The sequence below is a fragment of the Pedococcus bigeumensis genome (assembly GCF_039531795.1).
Classification (GTDB): domain Bacteria; phylum Actinomycetota; class Actinomycetes; order Actinomycetales; family Dermatophilaceae; genus Pedococcus; species Pedococcus bigeumensis.
The window spans coordinates 910,193-928,920 of sequence record NZ_BAAAQS010000003.1 but is presented as its reverse complement, the minus strand read 5'-3'; the positions used below and the strand labels follow the sequence as shown (position 1 = coordinate 928,920).

General features: G+C 71.6%; 20 protein-coding genes, 1 tRNA gene and 1 riboswitch. Of the genes, 8 read left to right on the top strand and 13 right to left on the bottom strand.

Annotation, left to right across the window (positions count from 1 at the left end):
• Nucleotides 1-59: 59 nt before the first annotated feature.
• Both ABD262_RS15015 and ABD262_RS15010 read right to left on the bottom strand, forming a co-directional pair.
• Nucleotides 60-722, bottom strand: a complete 663-nt coding sequence (locus ABD262_RS15015; protein WP_344137830.1) for a DUF6766 family protein — start codon at nt 720-722, stop codon at nt 60-62.
• A gap of 93 nt (nt 723-815) precedes the next feature.
• Nucleotides 816-1,238, bottom strand: coding sequence for a hypothetical protein (locus tag ABD262_RS15010; protein WP_344137827.1), 423 nt, complete (start codon nt 1,236-1,238; stop codon nt 816-818).
• Nucleotides 1,239-1,421: 183 nt separating this feature from the next.
• On the opposite strand from ABD262_RS15010, the gene ABD262_RS15005 reads away from it, so the two are divergent.
• Nucleotides 1,422-1,697 carry a hypothetical protein gene (locus ABD262_RS15005; RefSeq protein ID WP_344137824.1) on the top strand — a complete coding sequence of 92 codons (276 nt, stop codon included), beginning with the start codon at nt 1,422-1,424 and terminating at the stop codon, nt 1,695-1,697.
• Between the two features lie 75 nt (nt 1,698-1,772).
• A complete protein-coding gene (locus ABD262_RS15000) occupies nt 1,773-2,210 on the top strand; it encodes an SRPBCC family protein (protein ID WP_344137821.1) in 438 nt (145 codons plus the stop codon).
• Nucleotides 2,211-2,287: 77 nt separating this feature from the next.
• Here ABD262_RS15000 and ABD262_RS14995 read toward each other — a convergent pair.
• From ABD262_RS14995 to ABD262_RS14975, 5 genes are all read right to left on the bottom strand, one after another.
• A tRNA-Thr gene (locus ABD262_RS14995) sits at nt 2,288-2,360 on the bottom strand.
• Nucleotides 2,361-2,411: 51 nt separating this feature from the next.
• Nucleotides 2,412-3,080 (bottom strand): transglycosylase family protein, encoded by a 669-nt coding sequence (locus ABD262_RS14990; RefSeq protein ID WP_344137818.1) that lies wholly within the window; start codon nt 3,078-3,080, stop codon nt 2,412-2,414.
• A 64-nt stretch (nt 3,081-3,144) separates the two neighbouring features.
• A riboswitch (cyclic di-AMP (ydaO/yuaA leader) is annotated at nt 3,145-3,297 on the bottom strand.
• 162 nt (nt 3,298-3,459) lie between these two features.
• The gene (locus tag ABD262_RS14985; RefSeq protein WP_344137815.1) at nt 3,460-4,896 is read right to left on the bottom strand and encodes a threonine/serine exporter family protein; all 1,437 of its coding nucleotides are present in this window, start codon (nt 4,894-4,896) and stop codon (nt 3,460-3,462) included.
• Between the two features lie 53 nt (nt 4,897-4,949).
• Nucleotides 4,950-6,641 carry a serine/threonine-protein kinase gene (locus tag ABD262_RS14980; RefSeq protein ID WP_344137812.1) on the bottom strand — a complete coding sequence of 564 codons (1,692 nt, stop codon included), beginning with the start codon at nt 6,639-6,641 and terminating at the stop codon, nt 4,950-4,952.
• 40 nt (nt 6,642-6,681) lie between these two features.
• Complete coding sequence (locus tag ABD262_RS14975; RefSeq protein WP_344137809.1) at nt 6,682-7,110, bottom strand: CBS domain-containing protein; 429 nt, start codon at nt 7,108-7,110, stop codon at nt 6,682-6,684.
• Between the two features lie 155 nt (nt 7,111-7,265).
• Here ABD262_RS14975 and ABD262_RS14970 point away from each other — a divergent pair, with 155 nt between their 5' ends.
• Together ABD262_RS14970 and otsB are read left to right on the top strand one after the other, a co-directional pair.
• Entirely contained in the window at nt 7,266-8,798 is a 1,533-nt protein-coding gene (locus ABD262_RS14970; protein ID WP_344137806.1) for an alpha,alpha-trehalose-phosphate synthase (UDP-forming), read from the top strand.
• On the top strand, nt 8,795-9,562 hold the full coding sequence (gene otsB, locus ABD262_RS14965; protein WP_344137803.1) for a trehalose-phosphatase: 768 nt from the start codon (nt 8,795-8,797) through the stop codon (nt 9,560-9,562). The genes ABD262_RS14970 and otsB overlap by 4 nt, the downstream gene beginning before the upstream one ends.
• Before the next feature lie 134 nt (nt 9,563-9,696).
• On the opposite strand, the gene ABD262_RS14960 is transcribed toward otsB, so the two are convergent.
• Nucleotides 9,697-10,710, bottom strand: a complete 1,014-nt coding sequence (locus ABD262_RS14960; protein ID WP_344137800.1) for a LacI family DNA-binding transcriptional regulator — start codon at nt 10,708-10,710, stop codon at nt 9,697-9,699.
• Between the two features lie 270 nt (nt 10,711-10,980).
• Between ABD262_RS14960 and ABD262_RS14955 the strand changes: the two genes are divergently transcribed.
• From ABD262_RS14955 to ABD262_RS14940, 4 genes are all read left to right on the top strand, one after another.
• Nucleotides 10,981-12,093, top strand: coding sequence for an ABC transporter ATP-binding protein (locus ABD262_RS14955; RefSeq protein WP_344137797.1), 1,113 nt, complete (start codon nt 10,981-10,983; stop codon nt 12,091-12,093).
• A 202-nt stretch (nt 12,094-12,295) separates the two neighbouring features.
• Nucleotides 12,296-13,546: a DUF4032 domain-containing protein gene (locus tag ABD262_RS14950; RefSeq protein WP_344137794.1), complete on the top strand. Its 1,251-nt coding sequence runs from the start codon at nt 12,296-12,298 to the stop codon at nt 13,544-13,546.
• 117 nt (nt 13,547-13,663) lie between these two features.
• The gene (locus tag ABD262_RS14945) at nt 13,664-14,245 is read left to right on the top strand and encodes an RDD family protein (protein WP_344137791.1); all 582 of its coding nucleotides are present in this window, start codon (nt 13,664-13,666) and stop codon (nt 14,243-14,245) included.
• Nucleotides 14,246-14,289: 44 nt separating this feature from the next.
• Nucleotides 14,290-14,901, top strand: a complete 612-nt coding sequence (locus tag ABD262_RS14940) for an RDD family protein (RefSeq protein ID WP_344137788.1) — start codon at nt 14,290-14,292, stop codon at nt 14,899-14,901.
• Here ABD262_RS14940 and ABD262_RS14935 read toward each other — a convergent pair.
• From ABD262_RS14935 to cysS, 5 genes are all read right to left on the bottom strand, one after another.
• On the bottom strand, nt 14,895-15,236 hold the full coding sequence (locus ABD262_RS14935; RefSeq protein ID WP_344137785.1) for a CD225/dispanin family protein: 342 nt from the start codon (nt 15,234-15,236) through the stop codon (nt 14,895-14,897). The genes ABD262_RS14940 and ABD262_RS14935 overlap by 7 nt on opposite strands.
• Before the next feature lie 170 nt (nt 15,237-15,406).
• Nucleotides 15,407-15,850 (bottom strand): DUF2752 domain-containing protein, encoded by a 444-nt coding sequence (locus ABD262_RS14930; RefSeq protein WP_344137782.1) that lies wholly within the window; start codon nt 15,848-15,850, stop codon nt 15,407-15,409.
• 21 nt (nt 15,851-15,871) lie between these two features.
• Nucleotides 15,872-16,180: a CD225/dispanin family protein gene (locus ABD262_RS14925; RefSeq protein WP_344137779.1), complete on the bottom strand. Its 309-nt coding sequence runs from the start codon at nt 16,178-16,180 to the stop codon at nt 15,872-15,874.
• Between the two features lie 96 nt (nt 16,181-16,276).
• The gene (rlmB, locus tag ABD262_RS14920; protein WP_344137776.1) at nt 16,277-17,257 is read right to left on the bottom strand and encodes a 23S rRNA (guanosine(2251)-2'-O)-methyltransferase RlmB; all 981 of its coding nucleotides are present in this window, start codon (nt 17,255-17,257) and stop codon (nt 16,277-16,279) included.
• 11 nt (nt 17,258-17,268) lie between these two features.
• Nucleotides 17,269-18,708 (bottom strand): cysteine--tRNA ligase, encoded by a 1,440-nt coding sequence (gene cysS / locus ABD262_RS14915; protein WP_344137773.1) that lies wholly within the window; start codon nt 18,706-18,708, stop codon nt 17,269-17,271.
• Nucleotides 18,709-18,728: the final 20 nt, after the last annotated feature.

Below are 18,728 nucleotides of genomic sequence, written 5' to 3'. Positions count from 1 at the left end.
ACCCGCAGGGATCGACCCCAAACACCAGGCCCGCGACGCCCGCCCGGTGACCGGGCGAGCTACCCCTCGATGCCGGTGGCGGTGTGCGGGGTGCCGACGGGCTTGGACTCGGGCGAACCGCGCTCGCGCAGGTAGATGCTGAACACCACCATGCTCCCCACGGCGAGGAACTCGGACTGCCAGTTCTGGAACGTGCGGTTCCAGAAGTCGGTCGCCTGGAGGTACTGCGCCCACCCCAGCGGGTCCTGCAGGTCCTGCAGCTGGTCGGCGTTGTACGCGCTGCGGCCGGCGACGAACTGGGCGCTCCACGACCCCAGGAAGACCAGGCCCATGGTGAGGCCGAGGGAGCGCGAGTACAGCGGCGTCCGCCAGCCGCCGACCTTCGCCCAGGTGGGCGAGCCTGCCTCGGCGTGGGGCCCGATCTTCTGCTCCTGGTCCGACTCGCGGCCGGCCTGGTCGAGCGGCTTGGACTCCGGCGACCCCTTCTGGAGCAGCCAGACGGTGAACAGGATGTAGAGCAGGAACTGCAGGTACTCCGACTGCCAGTTCTCCGCGACGTCCACGGCGAACTGCGAGGACGTGACGTACTCGGCCAGGCTCAGCAGCGGCAGCCCGGCGTCCAGTGCCGACTCGTTGTACGAGGCGCGTCCGGTGACGGCCTGGCCCGCGAGCGCAGCCAGCAGCAGCACCGTGAAGGCCAGCGTCAGGCTGTTCTCCTTCACCCAGCGCTTCACCGGTGCGTCACCGCCATCGCGAAGCAGAAGACGAGGCCTAGCCCGATGAACAGCAGGTAGCCGATGAAGAGGGCGCGCACGTCAGTCTCCCTTGACCTTGCAGTCGTACGGGCGGCCGATCTCCGGGCGCGAGCACCCGGCTGCCGTCACCCGCCAACCATCGCGGAACCGAGCCAGGAAGACCGTGTCCGACGACAGGTGCACGATGGCGTCCTTCCCGTAGACCTGCGTCGACTCCACCGGTCCGGGTGCTGACCCCAGCTCGTCCGGGAGCGCGCGGGCGCAGGGGCCGTCGCGGTCCTCGAGCTCCTTGAGCGTCTGGGGTGCGAGCAGGCCGCAGGACCGGTCGGTCGCACCGGCGACGCCCTGGCTGAACGACAGCGCCGCCGCCCGCGCGTTGCCGGCCTCCGCGTTCCCCTGGCCCGCACACCCGCTCAGCACCAGGGTGACGAGGGCGCCAGCCACGAGCGCGCCGAGGGCGCGAGGCACGGGGTGCAGGGTCACGAGGGGGAATGTAACCCCGCCGCGTCCGAAGACGCCCGCAGACTCACCGGAGCCGGCCACCCGCCCATCACCACCCGCCCATCACCACCGACCCTTGACCGCCCGCCCCTTCAACACCGACCCTTCACCTGGGTTTCCGGGACCGCAGAGGCGACCGCCGCTGCCATGGAGGAGGATGACGCCGTGGCGAGACCGACGTTGCAGTTCCTCAAGCGCAAAGGTCACAACCTCACGCTCACCGACGAGGCCGGCCAGAAGCACCGCGCCACCATCACGCAGGTGGAGGCTGAGTCCGTCGCGGTCCGCGAAGAGGGTTCCTTCACCTTCGGGTACTGCAAGAGCTGCAACTGGGTCGGTGCAGCCCGCCGAGCCCGAGGGAAGGCGCGGCGCGACGCCGAGGAGCACCTGCCCGACTGCAGCGGGAACGGCAAGGTGCGGATCGGCACCACCAACGAGTGAAGCCGGGCCCCGCACGAGCCACGAGCCCGGCAGCCGGCCCACTGAGCCCGACCCACCACCACGGAAGAGGACCGCATGGCGACCACGCACTTCACTGTCCACACGAGCCTGTCGCCGACTGAGGTGATGGCCGTCGTCACGGACTTCGGACCCGACCGCGCGCGCTGGTGGCCCAACGTCGATGACGCCCACTTCACCGTCCACGACCAGGGCCGCGAATGGGCCGAGGTGACCGAGGGCACGGGCATGGGCTGGGAGCGCGAGCGGTACTCGTGGGATGCTGCCGCCGGCACCGTCACCATCGACACCCTCGAGTCGAACCTGTGGGCACCGGGCAGCGGCTGGCGCTACGAGCTCCTCCCGGCCGCCGACGGCACCGACCTGCGCGTGACCCTGACCCGGAAGCCGAGCTCGTTCAAGGGCCGGCTCGTCGCCGGGTTGATCCCCCTCGTGGGTGCCCGCACCTTGGCCAGGCAGTTCGAGACGGTCCTGCGCCGCGCCGAGCACCGCTGAGGCCCGCAGCGCGAGCGAGCCCGGCCCGCTCAGCCGCCGAACCTCAGCCGCCGAACCACAGCCGCCGAACCACAGAGAGCCGACGAGGGGACTTGAACCCCTAACCCCTTGTTTACAAGACAAGTGCGCTGCCAATTGCGCCACGCCGGCCTGCCNGGCCCGGCACCGTGAGGTGTCGGCCCACCGTCGGTGCGGAGCGGGTCAGCGGGCGTTCAGGTAGGTCTGCAGGGTGCGCACGGTGGCGCGGTCCAGGTAGCGGGCGCCGTTCTTGCGGGCGCCGATCTTGGTCTGCAGGGCGCGCACGGTCTTCGGGCCGATGACACCGTCGGGGGCCGAGCCGACCTTGCGCTGCAGGGCCTTCACGTCGGTGCGGGACAGCGTGCCGTCGACCGACCCGCCGACCCAGCGCTCGATGGCGGCGTTGGTCCTGGGGCCGCGGATCCCGTCGACGACGAGCTTGCCGGTCCGGGTCGGGTGGGCGACGGGCGCCTTGCGGGTGGTGGAGCGTGAGGCCCGGCTGGTCGTCGAGCCGGCGTCCGCACCACCGTTGGAGCGGGTGAGCCCGGCGCGGGCACCGCAGGTCGGCCAGGCGCCGGGGCCCTGGGCGGAGAGCACCTTCTGGGCGATGGTGATCTGCTGGGCCTTGCTGGCGCGGTTCGCGGTGGCGGCGTAGCGCTCCCCGCCGAAGGCGTCCCAGGTGCGGTCGGAGAACTGCAGGCCGCCGTAGTAGCCGTTGCCCGTGTTGATCGACCAGTTGCCACCGCTCTCACAGGAGGCGACGCGGTCCCAGACCGTCGAGGCCTGTGCGCTGGTGGCCGTGGCCATCCCGCCGGCGACCGTGGCGACACCGGCCACGGCAACACCGGTCATGCGACGTCGAACGGGGTTGGCCTTCCGAGCAGAGTGCTTCGGGGCATAGAACATGGGGTGGGGGTCCTCTCCTGACCTGCGCCTTCGGGGTTAGCTGTCGGGTTCGGGCTGTCAGGTGCCCGGCCGGCGCGAGCCGGCTTCACCCCGAGGCCACCGTGGTGGCCGAAGTGGGTCCCCCGTCCTCGTCTGCCCGGAGATCTTCCGGTGAAACCCCCACCTGACGAGGCTCGGCGCGGTGGGGGTGCATGGCTGATTGGGTATGCCGTGTGCAGTTGTGACCGCGCGTTGGCGCAGGTGAGACACGGTAGGGGGCATTCGTCAGGGCGACAACCGCTTGGCGACTATTCGCCACATTTCGTTCCGCGACAGCCCCCTGCCATCAGCGCCGGCGAGCGCGGCGCTTCTGCACCATCCGGTGGTCGAACGGCGCGGCCAGGAACTCCCCGAGCACGCTGCCCGCGGCGATCGCCAGGAGCACGGCCATCGCCCCCAGCAGCGTCGTCAGCCCGCCCTGCAGCGACAGCGTCCCGGAGTCGGCCGACGACCCGTTCACCATCTCGTAGAGGCCCCGGAAGATCGCCAGACCCGGGAGCAGGCCGTAGGAGGCGGGCACGACCAGCACCATCGCCGGCGCGCCCATCCGCAGGGCCAGCAGGCGTCCGGCACACCCCAGCACGATCGCGGCCAAGCCGGCGGCCGACAGCTGGCCCAGCCCCTCGACCCTCGAGACGGCCAGCGAGACCCCCACGCCCACGGCGCACAGCACCCCCGTGGGCAGCACCAGCAACCGCCGGCTGCGCAGCGACACGGCACCGGCCAGCCCGACCACGAAGGCGCCCACCACGGCCAGCAGCACCGGGGCGTTGAGCGCCTGGGTCGAGACGATCGAGGGCGAGGCGAGGCTCAGGTCGAAGGCACTGGTGAGGGCGAGGGTCAGCTGCAGCCCGGTCGCCACCCCGAGGATGATCCCGGCCGTCGTGAGGAACACCGCGAACATCCGGCCGGCTCCGGTCACGGAGTAGCCGGAGATGGCGTCCTCGAAGGCCGAGGCGACCGTGCGACCGGGCAGGAGCACGGTGATCCCGCCCGCGACGATGAACGCGAACTCCGACGACGAGACCGGCAGCCACCCAGCCGCTCCGAGACTGAAGGCTCCCCAGGCGATCACGGTCGCGAGGAACCCGCCGATGGCGCACTGGTAGAAGTCCGGGAGGCCGCCCTTCCCGAGGGCCCGCGCGGCATACCCGACCAGGAGCGCCGACACCCCGGCGACGAGAGCCGCCACCGGACCGGCACCGAGCATGACCGCGATGGCGGCAGCCAGCAGGCCGAGCGCACCGCGCACGGTCCACTTCGGCCAGAACCGCGGGGCGCGGCGGATCTCGCGGAGCTGGGCGGCCGCGGCCTCGCGGTCGTAGGACCCGGCCACGAGGTTCTCGACGAACTCGTGCACCGCCGTCAGTCGGGCGAAGTCACGCGTCGACGAGCGCACCACACGCAGCATCGTGATGGGCGTCCCGGAGCCGGTCGTGCACTGGATCAGCAACGACTGCAACGTGATGTCGACCTCGAGGTTGTCGAGACCGGCCGCCGCGGCGACGGCGACGACCGACGACTCGACCTGGGGTGCGCCGGCACCGCAGCGCAGCATCAGCTCGCCGACCCGCAGCGCGAGGTCGAGCGAGGCCCGTGCCTCGCGCTCCTCGGCCGCCGCCTGTCGCACCCGGGGGTTGCGGTAGGGCGTGTGCCGCAGCGACTCGACCATCGGCAGGGTCTCGGTCAGCTCCTCGCCGCGCCAGATCCGGCTGTGCCGCAAGACGGGTCGACGTCTCGCGGGCGGTCGGACGGGTCGGTCCGGGGCGCCTTCGCTCATCCCGTCAGGCCCACGCCCGGCAGCACGGCCGAGGGCGGGTCGTTGGGCCACCACTGCGGGACCCAGCCGTTCTGCGCGAGCACCACGACCGCCCCGGCCGCCACGAGCAGGGCGAGCGCCACGACGATCCGCGTGCCCCGCGGACCCGGGCTGACGCCGCGGACGATGCTCCTGGTGCCCCGGCGCAGGCCCGAGCCGCCCGGCCCCCACCACGCCATGAGGGCCGCGACTGCTGCGCCCACCGCGAGCGGGCCGGGCGAGTTGGGGTGTGGCTGGCCGCCGTAGACCGCGACCGCGCCCAGGGCCGTGCTGAAGACGGCGCAGACGCCCACGACCAGCGGGAGGATCGCGCTCACGACGGTGGCGAGCGCGCCCACGACCAGGTGCCAGGGACTCGCGACGACCGCCACCGGCACGTCCGAGCGCCGCGGTCCGCGGGTGTGGCGGCGCAGGACCAGGGAGGTGACCGAACGGTCGGCGGTGCGGGCCGCCCACGACCACAGCAGGGCGAAGGCCGCAGCCACCACCGGGAAGCCGGCGACGCCCGCCACGACGGCGACGAGCAGTGCCAGCAGGGTGCCGGTGCGGGCCGGCCGGCCGATGCGCGGGTCGGGCTGGCCCGCGCCGCCCTCCCAGGCCGCCTGCCACTCCGACACCTCGCCCTCCGGCTCGTCCCAGGGGACCAGCGCGTCCTCGGGTTCGGGAGACCAGACGGGTTCGGCGACCTGCGGCGGCTCCACCCGTGGGGCGACCGGGGCCGGCGCGACCGCGGGCCGGTCCCAGCGGGCGGTGGGCCGGTGCCCGAGGGCCTGGGTATGCCGCGAAGGCGCCGTGAGCGCCTCGGTCACCGGCTGGCCGGTGGCGTAGCGCTCCAGCGCGTCGACGACCTCGTCGGCGTCGGGGCGCTCGCGCGGCACGGGCGACAGCGCGGCATACAGCAGCGGCGCCAAGCGCGGGTCGACGCCGGTGAGGTCGGCCTCGCCCCGGCTGACCCGCGACAGGACGACGTCCATCGGGCCACGGCCGAACGGCGGGGCGCCGCTGGCGGCGAAGGCGAGCGTCGCCGCCCAGCCCCACCAGTCGGTGGCCTCGGTGACCGGCGCACCCTCGACCACCTCGGGCGAGAGGTAACCGGGGGTGCCCATCACCAGCCCGGTCATGGTGATCCGCACGTCGTCGGCCACGTGGGCGATGCCGAAGTCGATGAGCACCGGGTCGCCGTCGAGCAGGAGGACGTTGCCGGGCTTGAGGTCGCGGTGGATCACCTCGGCCGCGTGGATGACGTCGAGCGCCTCGGCCAGCCCGCGGCCCAGCCGCAGCAGCTCCTCGCCCCGGACGGGGCCCGACTCCTTGACGACGTCGTCGAGCGCCGGACCGGGGACGTAGCGCGTCACGAGGTAGGGACGGTCGCCGTCGAGGTCGGCGTCGATGACCGCCGCCACCCGGTCGTCGCGGATCCGGCTCAGCACCTGTACCTCGCGGGCCAGGCGGGTGCGGGCGTCGCGGTCGTGCGCGACGTGGGGGCGCAGCAGCTTCAGGGCCACCGCCCGACCGCTCGGGTCGAGGGCCAGGTGCACGACCCCCATGCCGCCCTCACCGAGCTGCTGGATGAGCCGGTAGGGCCCGATCCGGGGGCTCTCGGGCACGGCCGAGCGCCCGTCGCTCCCCTCGATCGCCTCCGTGGTCACGCCTCTACGGTACGTGGGGGCCCGGGTGAAACGGGTGAGGCTACTGCTGGATGTAGCCCACGAGTTGGTCACGCTCGGACTGGAGCTCGTCGATCCGGTGCTTGACGATGTCGCCGATGCTGACGATCGCGTGCAGCTTGCCGTCGACCACCACGGGCACGTGACGGATCCGCATCTCCGTCATCGTGCGAGCCAGCTCCTCGATCGGCACGTCGAGCCCGGACGTCTCCACGTCGGCCGTCATGATCGTGCCCACGGGCGCCAGCAGGACGGCCGCCCCGTCCTTCTGGAGGTGGCGCACGACGTCGCGCTCGCTGACGATCCCCGTCACCGACTCGCCGTCGTCGCTGACCACGAGGGCACCGATGCGGTGCTCCGCGAGCAGGTCGAGCAGCCGTTCCACGGTCTCCTCGGAGCGGATCGTGACCACTTGGCCACCCTTGCGTCGCACGACATCCGAGATCCTCATGTTCAGACGGTAGACCGCGCGGAGGGCCACCGCTAGGGGAGCAGCGTCCGGTGGACACCGCCCAGCGGGGTTCGCGACGAGACCTGCGGGTATGCCGACGGGTGGGCCGCCGACATAGGGTTGCCTTCGCAACGAAACCGTGGAGTTGATTACCTGTGCCTCGCAGCCAGCAGCAGTTCGACCTCGTCATCGCCGCCAACCGACTGCCTGTCGACCGGGTCGTGGGCCCCGACGGTGAGGAGTCGTGGCGGACCAGCCCGGGTGGCCTGGTCACGGCGATGGAGTCGGTCATGCGGGGGCGCGAGGGCGCGTGGGTGGGCTGGGCCGGGGAGGCCGGAGAGGCGCCGGCCCCGTTCGTCGAGGACGACATGTACCTGCGCCCGGTGCCGCTCTCGGAGGACGAGGTCGCGCACTACTACGAGGGCTTCAGCAACGACACCCTGTGGCCGATCTACCACGACGTCATCGTCCCGGCGACCTTCCACCGGTTCTGGTTCACCGCCTACGAGGCGGTGAACCGCCGGTTCGCGGAGGCGGTCTGCGAGGTCGCGGCCGAAGGAGCCACCGTCTGGGTGCACGACTACCAGCTCCAGCTCGTGCCGGCGATGGTGCGCGAGCTGCGCCCCGACGTGCGGATCGGCTGGTTCGACCACATCCCCTTCCCGCCGGTGGAGCTCTTCGCCCAGCTGCCGTGGCGCCGTGCCGTGCTCGAGGGACTGCTGGGCGCCGACTACCTCGGCTTCCAGCGGGTCGCGGACGCGCAGAACTTCGTGCGCGCCTGCCGCCAGCTGCTGGGTCTGCCCACCAAGGGCGACACCGTCTCGGTGTCCCGCGCCGAGGACAGCCGGCGGGTGCGGGCCAGCGCCATCCCGATCTCGATCGACTATGCCGGGCTCGAGGCGGTCGCCAAGCTGCCCGAGACGATGCAGCGCGCCCAGGAGATCCGCGAGTCGCTCGGCAACCCGCGCACCCTCCTGCTGGGCGTCGACCGGCTCGACTACACGAAGGGGATCGGCCACCGCATCAAGGCCTACGGCGAGCTGCTCGCCGAGGACCGGGTCTCGCCGCCGAACGAGGTGTTCGTCCAGGTCGCCACGCCGAGCCGCGAGCGGGTCGCCGCCTACCGCGAGCTCCGGCAGGACATCGAGGGGGAGGTGGGCCGGCTCAACGGCGAGCACGGCCACATCGGGTCGCCCGCCGTGCACTACCTGCACCACTCCTACCCGCGCCACGAGATGGCCGCGCTCTTCCTCGCCGCCGACGTCGTGCTGGTGACCCCGCTGCGCGACGGCATGAACTTGGTCGCCAAGGAGTACGTCACCTGTCGGCACGACGAGGGCGGTGCGCTGGTCCTGTCGGAGTTCACCGGCGCGTTCCACGAGCTGCACCAGGCCTTCGTCTGCAACCCCCACGACATCGAGGGCCTGAAGCAGACGATCATGCGCGCCATCGAGACCCCGCCCAAGGAGAAGCAGCGCCTCATGCGGGCGATGCGGCGGCGGGTCGCCGACCACGACGTGCAGCGCTGGGCCTCGCGGTTCCTCGAGGCCCTGGAGGTCGCCCCCGAGCGTCCCGAGCGATCGACCCGCGAGCAGAAGGCCGACGACGAGCACGCGCAGGCCGACCGCAGGGCCCGCGAGCTCCACCACGCCGCCGCAGCCAAGGCGGCCAAGGCGAACCCCCGATGACCCTGCCCCCCGACCTGGTGGCAGCCCTCGACCGGCTGGCCGCTGCGCCGCGGGTGCTGGTGGCGTCCGACTTCGACGGCGTGCTCGCCCCGCTCGTCCCCGACCCCTCGCAGTCCCGGGCCCTCCCCGGCACGATCGAGGCCCTCGAGGGCCTCGCCGCCCTGCCCGACACCCATGCCGCGGTCGTGTCCGGCCGCGACCTGGACACCCTCACCTCGCTCACCGGGCTCGCCGGCAGCGCCGTGACCCGGATCGGCACCCACGGAGCCGAGACCAGCCGCGCCACCGCGGCCGACCTCACCCCCGAGCAGCAGCAGACCCTCGACGAGGTGACGCGCGACCTGGAGGCGGTCTGCGAAGGTCGGCCTGAGGGCGTCCACCTGGAGTCCAAGCCCAGCGCGGTCGTCCTGCACACCCGCCGGATGACCGACCGCGCGACCGCCGACGCCGTGGAGGCCGCCGCGCTCGAGGTGACCTCGCGGCATACCGGCTTGCACGTCCTGCACGGCAAGCAGGTGGTGGAGGTCGGCGTGGTCCGCGCCGACAAGGGCACCGCCCTGGTCGCCCTGCGCGACGAGGTGGGTGCCGACCAGGTCGCCTACTTCGGCGACGACGTCACCGACGAGGACGCCTTCCGGGCGCTCGGCGCCGACGACGTGACGGTCAAGGTCGGCGACGGCGAGACGGCGGCGAGGTTCCGGGTCGAGCACCCCGAGGACGCCGCCGAGGCCCTGATCCGCCTCTTCCGCTCCCGCTCCCGCTAGCGGGTCGGGGCAGCTCCGGTCGAGGCCCGCACGAAGTCCCGCCGCGCTCCGACTTGGTGCCCACAGATCCCCACCGACACCGAGATCCCAGGCCCCGGTGAAGACCAGATCGCACCAAGTGGGGGATGACGCCCTCAGCGGGTCGGGGCAGCTCCGGTCGAGGCCCGCACCACGAGCTCGGGACGGAAGACGTACTCGGCGCGTGGCGAGGGTTCTCCGGCGATCTCGTCGAGCAGCGCACGCACGGCCGCCTCGGCCATCGCCTGGACGCTCTGTCGCACGGTGGTCAGGGGCGGGTCGGTGAAGGCGATCAGCGGTGAGTCGTCGTAGCCGACCACCGAGAAGTCGGCCGGCACCTGCTTGCCGGCTCGGCGGGCCGCCCGGATCGCCCCGAGGGCCATCAGGTCGGAGCCGCAGACCACGGCCGTGCACCCCTTCTCGATGAGTCGCGCGGCCGCCGTGTCGCCCCCCTCGACCGAGAACATCGTCCGCTCGATCAGCTCCTCGACGTCGTCGCGGCCGAGCAGGGCGCGCATCGAGGCACGGAAGCCGTCGATCTTGCGGATCACCGGCACGAACCGCTCCGGGCCGACCGCCAGCCCGATCTGGGTGTGGCCGAGCTGCACCAGGTGGGTCAGCGCGAGCTCCATGGACGCGACGTCGTCGTTGGAGATGAAGGGCGCGTCGATGCCCTCCTGGTAGCCGTTGACGAGCACGATCGGCAGCTCTCGCTCGCGCAGGCTGGTGTAGCGCTCGGGGTCGGTCGTGACGTCGGCGTGCTGGCCGGAGACGTAGATGATCCCTGCTACGCCGCGGTCGAGCAGCATCTGGACGTACTCGTCCTCGTGCACTCCCCCGGGGGTCTGGGTGCACAGCACCGGCGTGAACTGGTGCCGTGCCAGCGCCGTCTCGATGATCTGCGCGAAGGCCGGGAAGATCGGGTTGGTCAGCTCCGGCACGATCAGCCCGACGAGGTCGGCGGTCTTGCGCCGCAGCCGCGACGGCCGGTCGTAGCCGAGGATGTCCAGCGACGTCAGCACGGCCTCGCGGGTCGCCTCCGCCACCCCGGGCTTGCCGTTGAGCACCCTGCTGACGGTGGCCTCGCTGACGTCGGCGTGCGCGGCGATGTCAGCCAGTCTCGCCTTCATGGCGGTGACGGTAGCAAGAACTTGCAGGCCCAACCGACCACACGCTGCAAGATATTTCAGGTATGCCGCGGCTCACCTCGTGCGCAAACGTTTTCATCCTGGCCTCCGAACACCCATGCCCGCAGTCCCACCAGCACGGCCCAGCACTGGCGCAACGACCCGCGCTGGGCCAGACTGAGCCCACCGCGGACACCGATGTCGGCGGGAGCAGCACCCTTTACAACGGATCGTCCGGCACGTTCCTGCCGGTGAAGGAAAGGCAACGAAGCCATGGCAACTGTGAAGTTCGACGAGGCCACCCGCCTCTACCCGGGCAACGACAAGCCCTCTGTCGACCGGCTCAACATCGACATCGAGGACGGCGAGTTCCTCGTCCTGGTCGGCCCCTCCGGATGTGGCAAGTCCACCTCCCTGCGCATGCTGGCGGGCCTCGAAGAGGTCAACGCGGGCAAGATCTGGATCGGTGACCGCGACGTCACCAACCTGTCCCCCAAGGACCGCGACGTCGCGATGGTCTTCCAGAACTACGCGCTCTACCCCCACATGACGGTGGCCGACAACATGGGCTTCGCGCTCAAGATCGCCGGCGTCGACAAGGGCGAGATCCGCAAGCGCGTCGAGGAGGCTGCCAAGATCCTCGACCTCGAGGCCTATCTCGAGCGCAAGCCGAAGGCCCTCTCCGGTGGCCAGCGCCAGCGCGTCGCCATGGGTCGCGCGATCGTGCGCTCCCCCCAGGTGTTCCTCATGGACGAGCCGCTGTCGAACCTCGACGCCAAGCTCCGCGTCCAGACCCGCACGCAGATCGCCTCGCTGCAGCGTCGCCTCGGCGTCACCACCGTCTACGTCACCCACGACCAGGTCGAGGCCATGACGATGGGTGACCGCGTCGCGGTCCTCAAGGACGGCATCCTCATGCAGTGCGACAGCCCGCGCCGCATGTACGACCACCCGAACAACGTCTTCGTCGCCGGCTTCATCGGCTCCCCCGCCATGAACCTGCTCGACGTCGACGTGGCCGACGGCGGCGTGAAGGTGGGCGGCTCGACGGTGCCCGTGGAGCGGGCCATCCTCGACGCCTCCTCCGGCAAGAACATCACGCTGGGTGTCCGCCCCGAGGACCTCGAGCTCACCACCGAGGGCCAAGGCATCCCGGTCACCGTGGACGTCGTCGAGGAGCTCGGCGCCGACGCCTACATCTACGGCTCGACCAAGGCCCACCAGCACGTCGAAGCCGACGAGGACAGCGACGCGCCGGAGCGCCCGTTCATCGCGCGCGTCGACGGCCGCACGCCCCCGAAGAAGGGCGAGACCGTCTACCTCGCCCCGAAGTCCGGGCACGTGCACGCCTTCGACGCCACCTCGGGCCAGCGCCTCGGCGACTGACCGACAGCACCGTATGCCGTGTGGCCGGCTTCCCGTCGTGGGAGCCGGCCACACCGGCTTTCCGTTGAAGTCGTGGACATCGAGGTCGTGGACGTCGTGGACGTCGTGGACGTCGTGGACATCGAGGTCCTGGACGTCGAGGTCGTGGACGCCCGACCCGGACCGGGCGACACCGGTCGAGGCGTCGCTGGGAGGATGAAGCGTGGCACTCGAGATCACTGCGGCACGACCCGACCCGGCGATGCTCGACCTGCCGTGGGAGCTACCGCTGGAGACCTGGCCGGAGGAACACCTGGCCGCCCTGCCGCGCGGCATCTCGCGCCACGTCGTGCGGTTCGTCAAGCTCTCCGGGCGGGTGCTCGCGGTCAAGGAGATCAAGGCCGACATCGCGACCCGCGAGTTCCAGCTCCTGCGGATGCTCAACCGGCTCGACCTGCCGTGCGTCGAGCCGTTCGGGGTGGTCAGCGGTCGCACCTCAGCCGACGGGACCCCCCTCGACGCCTGCCTGATCACCCGGCACCTGCAGTTCTCGCTGCCGTACCGCGCGCTGTTCAGCCAGTCACTGCGACCGGACACCACCGCCCGGCTGATCGACGCCCTCGCCGTCCTCCTGGTGCGCGTCCACCTGGTCGGCTTCTGGTGGGGGGACGTGTCGCTGTCGAACACCCTGTTCCGGCGCGACGCCGGCGCGTTCGCGGCATACCTCGTGGACGCGGAGACCGGTGAGCTGCACCAGACCCTGACCGCCGGCCAGCGCGAGCACGACCTCGACATCGCCCGCGTCAACATCGCCGGTGAGCTGATGGACCTGGAAGCCGGCGGCTTCCTCGAGGCGGGCGTCGACGCCGTCGACACGTCGAACCGGATCGTCGAGCGCTACACCGAGCTGTGGGAGGAGCTGACCGGCCTCGAGCGGTTCGAGCGCGGCGACCGCTGGCGCGTCGACGAGCGGATCCGGCGGCTCAACGAGCTCGGCTTCGACGTCGACGAGCTGGCCATCTCCACCGACATCGGCGGCACCACCATCCAGATCCAGCCCAAGGTCGTCGACGCCGGGCACCACTCGCGGCGACTCCTGCGCCTCACCGGGCTCGACGTGGAGGAGAACCAGGCGCGCCGGCTGCTCAACGACCTCGACTCCTACCGGGCCGGCACCGACCGCCAGAACGACGACGAGGAGATCGTCGCCCACGACTGGCTCCAGCGGATCTACGAACCCATCACCCGCACGGTCCCGCGCGAGCTGGCCGGCAAGCTCGAACCGGCCGAGCTCTTCCACGAGGTGCTCGAGCACCGCTGGTACCTCTCCGAGCGGGCTGGCCACGACATGCCGATCGAGGACGCCATCGCCGACTACGTGAAGACGGTGCTGCCGAGCAAGCCCGACGAGGCCACCGTGGTCGGCGTCGACACGGTGGAGATGCCGGTCGTCGCGCTGTTCGACGACGACTGAGCCGGACCGGCGGCATCAGCCACTCGGACGATATCGGCCCCAAACGGCACCTATGCGACGCCAGCCGCCCACTACGGTGGCGACGACAACCGCAGCACCGCCTCCAGGGGAAACTTCATGAGTCAGGCTCAGGCCACCGCCACCGCCCACCACCAGGACTTCGGGCGGGGGACGTGGACCCCGCCCGCCGGCTGGTCGACCCGGGTCGCGGCGCGGCTCATCGACGAGCTGGTCCAGCTGGTCGGCAGCCTCCCCTACGTCACGGGCCTGGTCATGCTGCTCGGCCTGCAGAGCTCCGGCGCGACGATCTACCAGTCCGTCGACCCGGCCCGGCAGACCGACCACGTCACCGTCATCGCAGGCCTCGGGCTGATGAGCCTGGGCGGCATCCTCAGCCTGGTCATCTGGATCTGGAACCGCGTGGTCCACCAGGGCCGCACCGGTCAGACGATCGGCAAGGCGGCCATGAAGATCGTCCTGGTCTCGGCCACCACCGGGAAGCCGATCGGCTCGGCCTCCGCGCTCGCCCGCGAGATCGCGCACCTGGTGGACGGCATCTTCTTCATCGGTTACCTACGCCCGCTGTGGGACGCCCGCAGGCAGACGCTGGCCGACAAGGTCGTCGGGACCGTCGTCGCCCAGGGCGTCCTGCGGGCCCAGAGCGACGAGCCGACCTGGACCCAGCGCGCCCTGGGCTGACGACCGCCCACCCCTGCTAGTTTGCGGGCGACGCAAGGGGACCCATGACACAGCAGCCACCGCTCCACCCGTTCACCCAACCGACCGCGCCCGGCACCGGCGCGCCCGGAGCGTATGCCGGCCCGCCGGCCCGCGGGGTCGGCGGACCCTGGGGGCCGTTGGCCGACTGGGTCACCCGGGTGGCCGCCATGCTGATCGACAGCCTGGTGCAGCTCGTCGGCATGGTGCCCTACGTCATCGGGATCGTGCTCTTCGTCGTCGGCGCCCCCGACTCCGGTTCGGACGTCGCCCTCTCGGACTCCGAGTACCTGCCGCCCGACACCGGGAACGCCGGGCTGATGATCCTCGGCGGCGTCCTCGTCGGCCTCGGCCTCCTGCTGATGCTCGCCATCCAGGTCTGGAACCGCGCGTTCAGGCAGGGCCGGACCGGTCAGAGCATCGGCAAGAAGGTGATGGGGATCCGCCTCGTCGACGAGCACACCGGCCAGCCGATCGGGGCCGGGATGGCCTTCGTCCGCGACCTCGCCCACGTCCTCGACGGCTTCGCCTACATCGGCTACCTCTGGCCGCTGTGGGACGACAAGCGCCAGACCTTCGCCGACAAGGTCCTCAACACGGTCGTGGTCGAGCTGCCGAAGTCCCCGGCGGGTCAGTAGCCGTTGCTCATCGAGCTCTGGCCGAACGAGCCGAGCGCGACCACGAAGATCAGCCAGAGGAGTGCGCCGGCCACCCCGGCGATGGCCGACCACATGGCGAAGTTCTTCGCCTTGTTGGAGGCGTCGCGCGCGCCGGCGATGTCGCCCGCATACCACTTGCTGTTGACCTGGGCCGCGAAGACGATCGACACGACCCCGAGCGGCAGGCAGCACAGGACGGTCGACAGGATCGCCCAGACCAGGTAGTTCTGCGGCGGGGCGCCACCCGCGCCCGACGCGTAGTAGCCGGACGAGTACGGCGGAGGCGGCGGCGGCGGGGTGCCGTAGTCAGACATGCGGGGTCCCTTCGGAAGTCGCGCGCCGCTCCCCCCGTGGGCGCGGCAGGGCGAAACGCTAGCGGACGCAACCCCTCTCGCGCCGGGACTCACGCAGGGTGCGGCCGAACGGACGGGTCGGCGGCAGACCACCGGTGGGCCCAGCCAGGACGCCGGGCTCCAGTCGGAGGTCAGGCCGGTGACAGCCAGGTCCAGCCGGGCACGTTGCGCAGCACCCAGAAGGCCAGCACCAGGGTGAGCAACCCGTACAGCAGCGCAGGAGGAGCCGCCCAGGTGCGGGGCAGGCCCCTCCAGAGGCGCCGCGTCCAGAGCACGAAGGCGACGAGGAGACCGCCGGCGGCAAGCACCATCAGCGGGTTGCGGGCCACCGCGCCGGCCAGGTCGCCGTGGGCGAGGTCGTGCAGGGCGCGCAACGAACCGCACCCCGGGCAGTAGTAGCCGGTCACCGCGAGGAACGGGCAGGTCGGGTAGTGACCCGGCTCGTTGGGGTCGACCGCGGCAACCACGGTCGTGACGGCCACCGTCGCGGCCAGGACGAGCCCGGGCACGCGCAACGCCCCGTACCCCCGTGCGGCGACGGGTGGTGCGGGGCGCTGCGGTGCCACTGCGGTCATGGCGGGCTCGGAGTCCGAGACCTACTTGTTGAGGTTCGGCAGGACGAACGCGAAGTAGATGCCGTTGACGACGACGCCGACGATGGCGGCGATGATCGCGAAACGCTTCGCCTTCTCCGACGAGGCCTGCGCCCCCGCGACGTCACCCGAGGCGTACTTGCCGTTGACCTGGGCCGCGAACACGATCGACGCGATGCCGAACGGGAGGCAGCAGAAGATCGTCGACAGGATCGCCCACACGAGGTAGTTCGGCGGCGGGGTGCCACCGGCCGTCGGCTGGTTGTAGCCGGGAGCCGGGGGCGGAGGCGGCGGGGTGCCGTAGTCAGACATGCGGGAAATCCCTTCGAGGTTGCGGGGCCGCTCCCCCTTGGGGCGGCTCCGCGAAACGGTATCGGATCAGCGCAGGTGAGGGGGGCAAAACGGACGTCACATCGCGCGTCGCCTGGCCACCTCGTAGAGGGCCACCCCGGTGGCGATGCCGGCGTTGAGGGACTCGACCGCCGACGACATCGGGATCGACACGATCTGGTCGCAGGTCTCCCGCACCAGCCGCGAGAGCCCCTTCCCCTCGGAGCCCGTGACGATGACGATCGGTTCGGTGGCCAGGGCCAGGTCGGGCAGCTGGACGTCGCCGTCCATGTCGAGGCCGAGGACGAAGAACCCCGCCTTGCGGTACTCCTCCAGGGCGCGCGTCAGGTTCGCGGCCAAGGCGACCGGCACCCGGGCCGCGGCACCCGCCGACGTCTTCCAGGCGCTGGCGGTCATCCCGACCGACCGGCGCTCGGGGACGACCACACCGTGCCCGCCGAACGCGGCGACGGAACGGATGATGGCACCGAGGTTGCGCGGGTCGGTGATCCCGTCGAGCGCGACCACCAGCGGTATGCCAGGTGCCTGCGGGTCGATGAAGTCGCTGGGGTGGGCGTACTCGTAGGGCGGCACCTGCAGGGCCAGGCCCTGGTGGACCGCCCCGTCGGTGAGCCGGTCGAGCTCGCCCCTCGGGGTCTCGAGGATCGCGATGCCCTTGGCGGTCGCGGTCTTGAGCGCCTCGCGGACCCGGTCGTCGGAGTCGATCCGGCCGGCGACGTACATCGTCGTGACCGGCACGTCGGCGCGCAGCGCCTCGACGACGGAGTTGCGCCCTGCGACGATCTCGCTCGACTGCTTGCCGCGACGGGAACCACCACGGCTCGCACTGGGTCGGGCGCCGGGCTTGGACCCGCCCGCCGCGCGCTTCTCCGCGGCACCGGCCATCCGGTTGGCCTTGTGCTTCGGGCGGTCCTCGGCCTTCGGGGTCGGACCCCTGCCCTCGAGACCGCGACGGCGCTGCCCGCCGGACCCGACGGTGGCGCCCTTCTTCGACGCGCCCTTGCGGATGGCGCCACGTCGCTGGGAGTTGCCAGCCATGGGTGTTCCTCTCAGCTCTCGCGGCGAGCGAGCGACCAGTTCGCTCCCGACGCCGTGTCTTCGATGACGATGCCGGCCGCGCCCAGCTGGTCGCGGATGGCATCGGCCGTCGCGAAGTCTCGGGCGGCGCGGGCGGCTGCCCGGGCCTCCAGCTGCACCTGGACGAGGGCGTCGAGCGCGGCCTGGGCGTCGCCCGAACCGTTGTCGCTGCCGTCGCCCCAGTGCGGGTCGAGCGGGTTCACTCCGAGCAGGTCGGTCATCGCCACGACCGCGGCGAACGCCGTGGCCAGACCCTCGTCGTCGCCGTCGTCGAGCGCCGTGTTGCCCGCCCGGACCGTGTCGTGGAGGACCGCGAGCGCTCCCGACACGTTGAGGTCGTCGTCCATCGCCGCGGCATACGCCTCCGGCAGGGCGGTGTGGTCCGGGGAGGTGGACGTGCCCTCGGGCAGGGCGCGCAGCGCACGCGTGAGGAAGCCCTCGATCCGCTCCACGGTCGCCTCGGCCTCGCGCAGCGAGCCCTCGTGGTACTCGATCGTCGAGCGGTAGTGCGCCGCCGTCAGGTAGTAGCGGACGGCGAGCGGGCGAGCCACCTTGGTGACCTCGGAGACGACCAGGCTGTTACCGAGCGACTTGCTCATCTTCTCGCCACCCACGGTCACCCAGGCGTTGTGCAGCCAGTAGGTCGCGAAGCCGAGCCCGGCCGCGTGCGACTGCGCCTGCTCGTTCTCGTGGTGGGGGAAGCGCAGGTCGACGCCGCCGCCGTGGATGTCGAAGGCGTCGCCGAGGTACTTACGCGCCATGGCCGAGCACTCCAGGTGCCAGCCGGGACGGCCGACCCCGAACGGCGTGGCCCACGACGCGGTGGCCGGCTCCGACTCCTTGCGCCCCTTCCAGAGCGCGAAGTCACGAGGGTCGCGCTTGCCGCGCGGGTCGGCGTCCTGCGCCGCCTCCATGTCCTCGATCTTCTGGTGGGTGAGCGAGCCGTACTCGGGGAAGCTCTTCACGTCGAAGTACACGTCACCGCTGCCGTCGGTGGCAGCGTAGGCGTGGCCCTTGTCGACGAGGGTCTCCATCAGCGCGACCATCTCGGGGATGTGCCCGGTGGCGCGGGGCTCGTAGGTGGGGGGCAGCACCGCCAGGGAGTCCAGGGCCGCGGCCGTGGCGACCTCGTTGCGGTAGGACAGCGCGAACCACTCCTCGCCGGCGTCGGCCGACTTCGCGAGGATCTTGTCGTCGATGTCGGTGACGTTGCGCACCAGCGTCACGTCGTAGCCGTGGCGGCCCTCGAGCCACCGGCGCAGGACGTCGAATGCCACCGCGAAGCGGACGTGCCCGATGTGGGGCGCGCCCTGGGTCGTGAGCCCACAGATGTAGATGCCCACCCGCCCGGGAACCAGGGGGGTGAAGTCGCGCAGCTCACGCGCGGCGGTGTCGTACAGGCGAAGACTCACGGCGCAAGGCTACCGGCGCG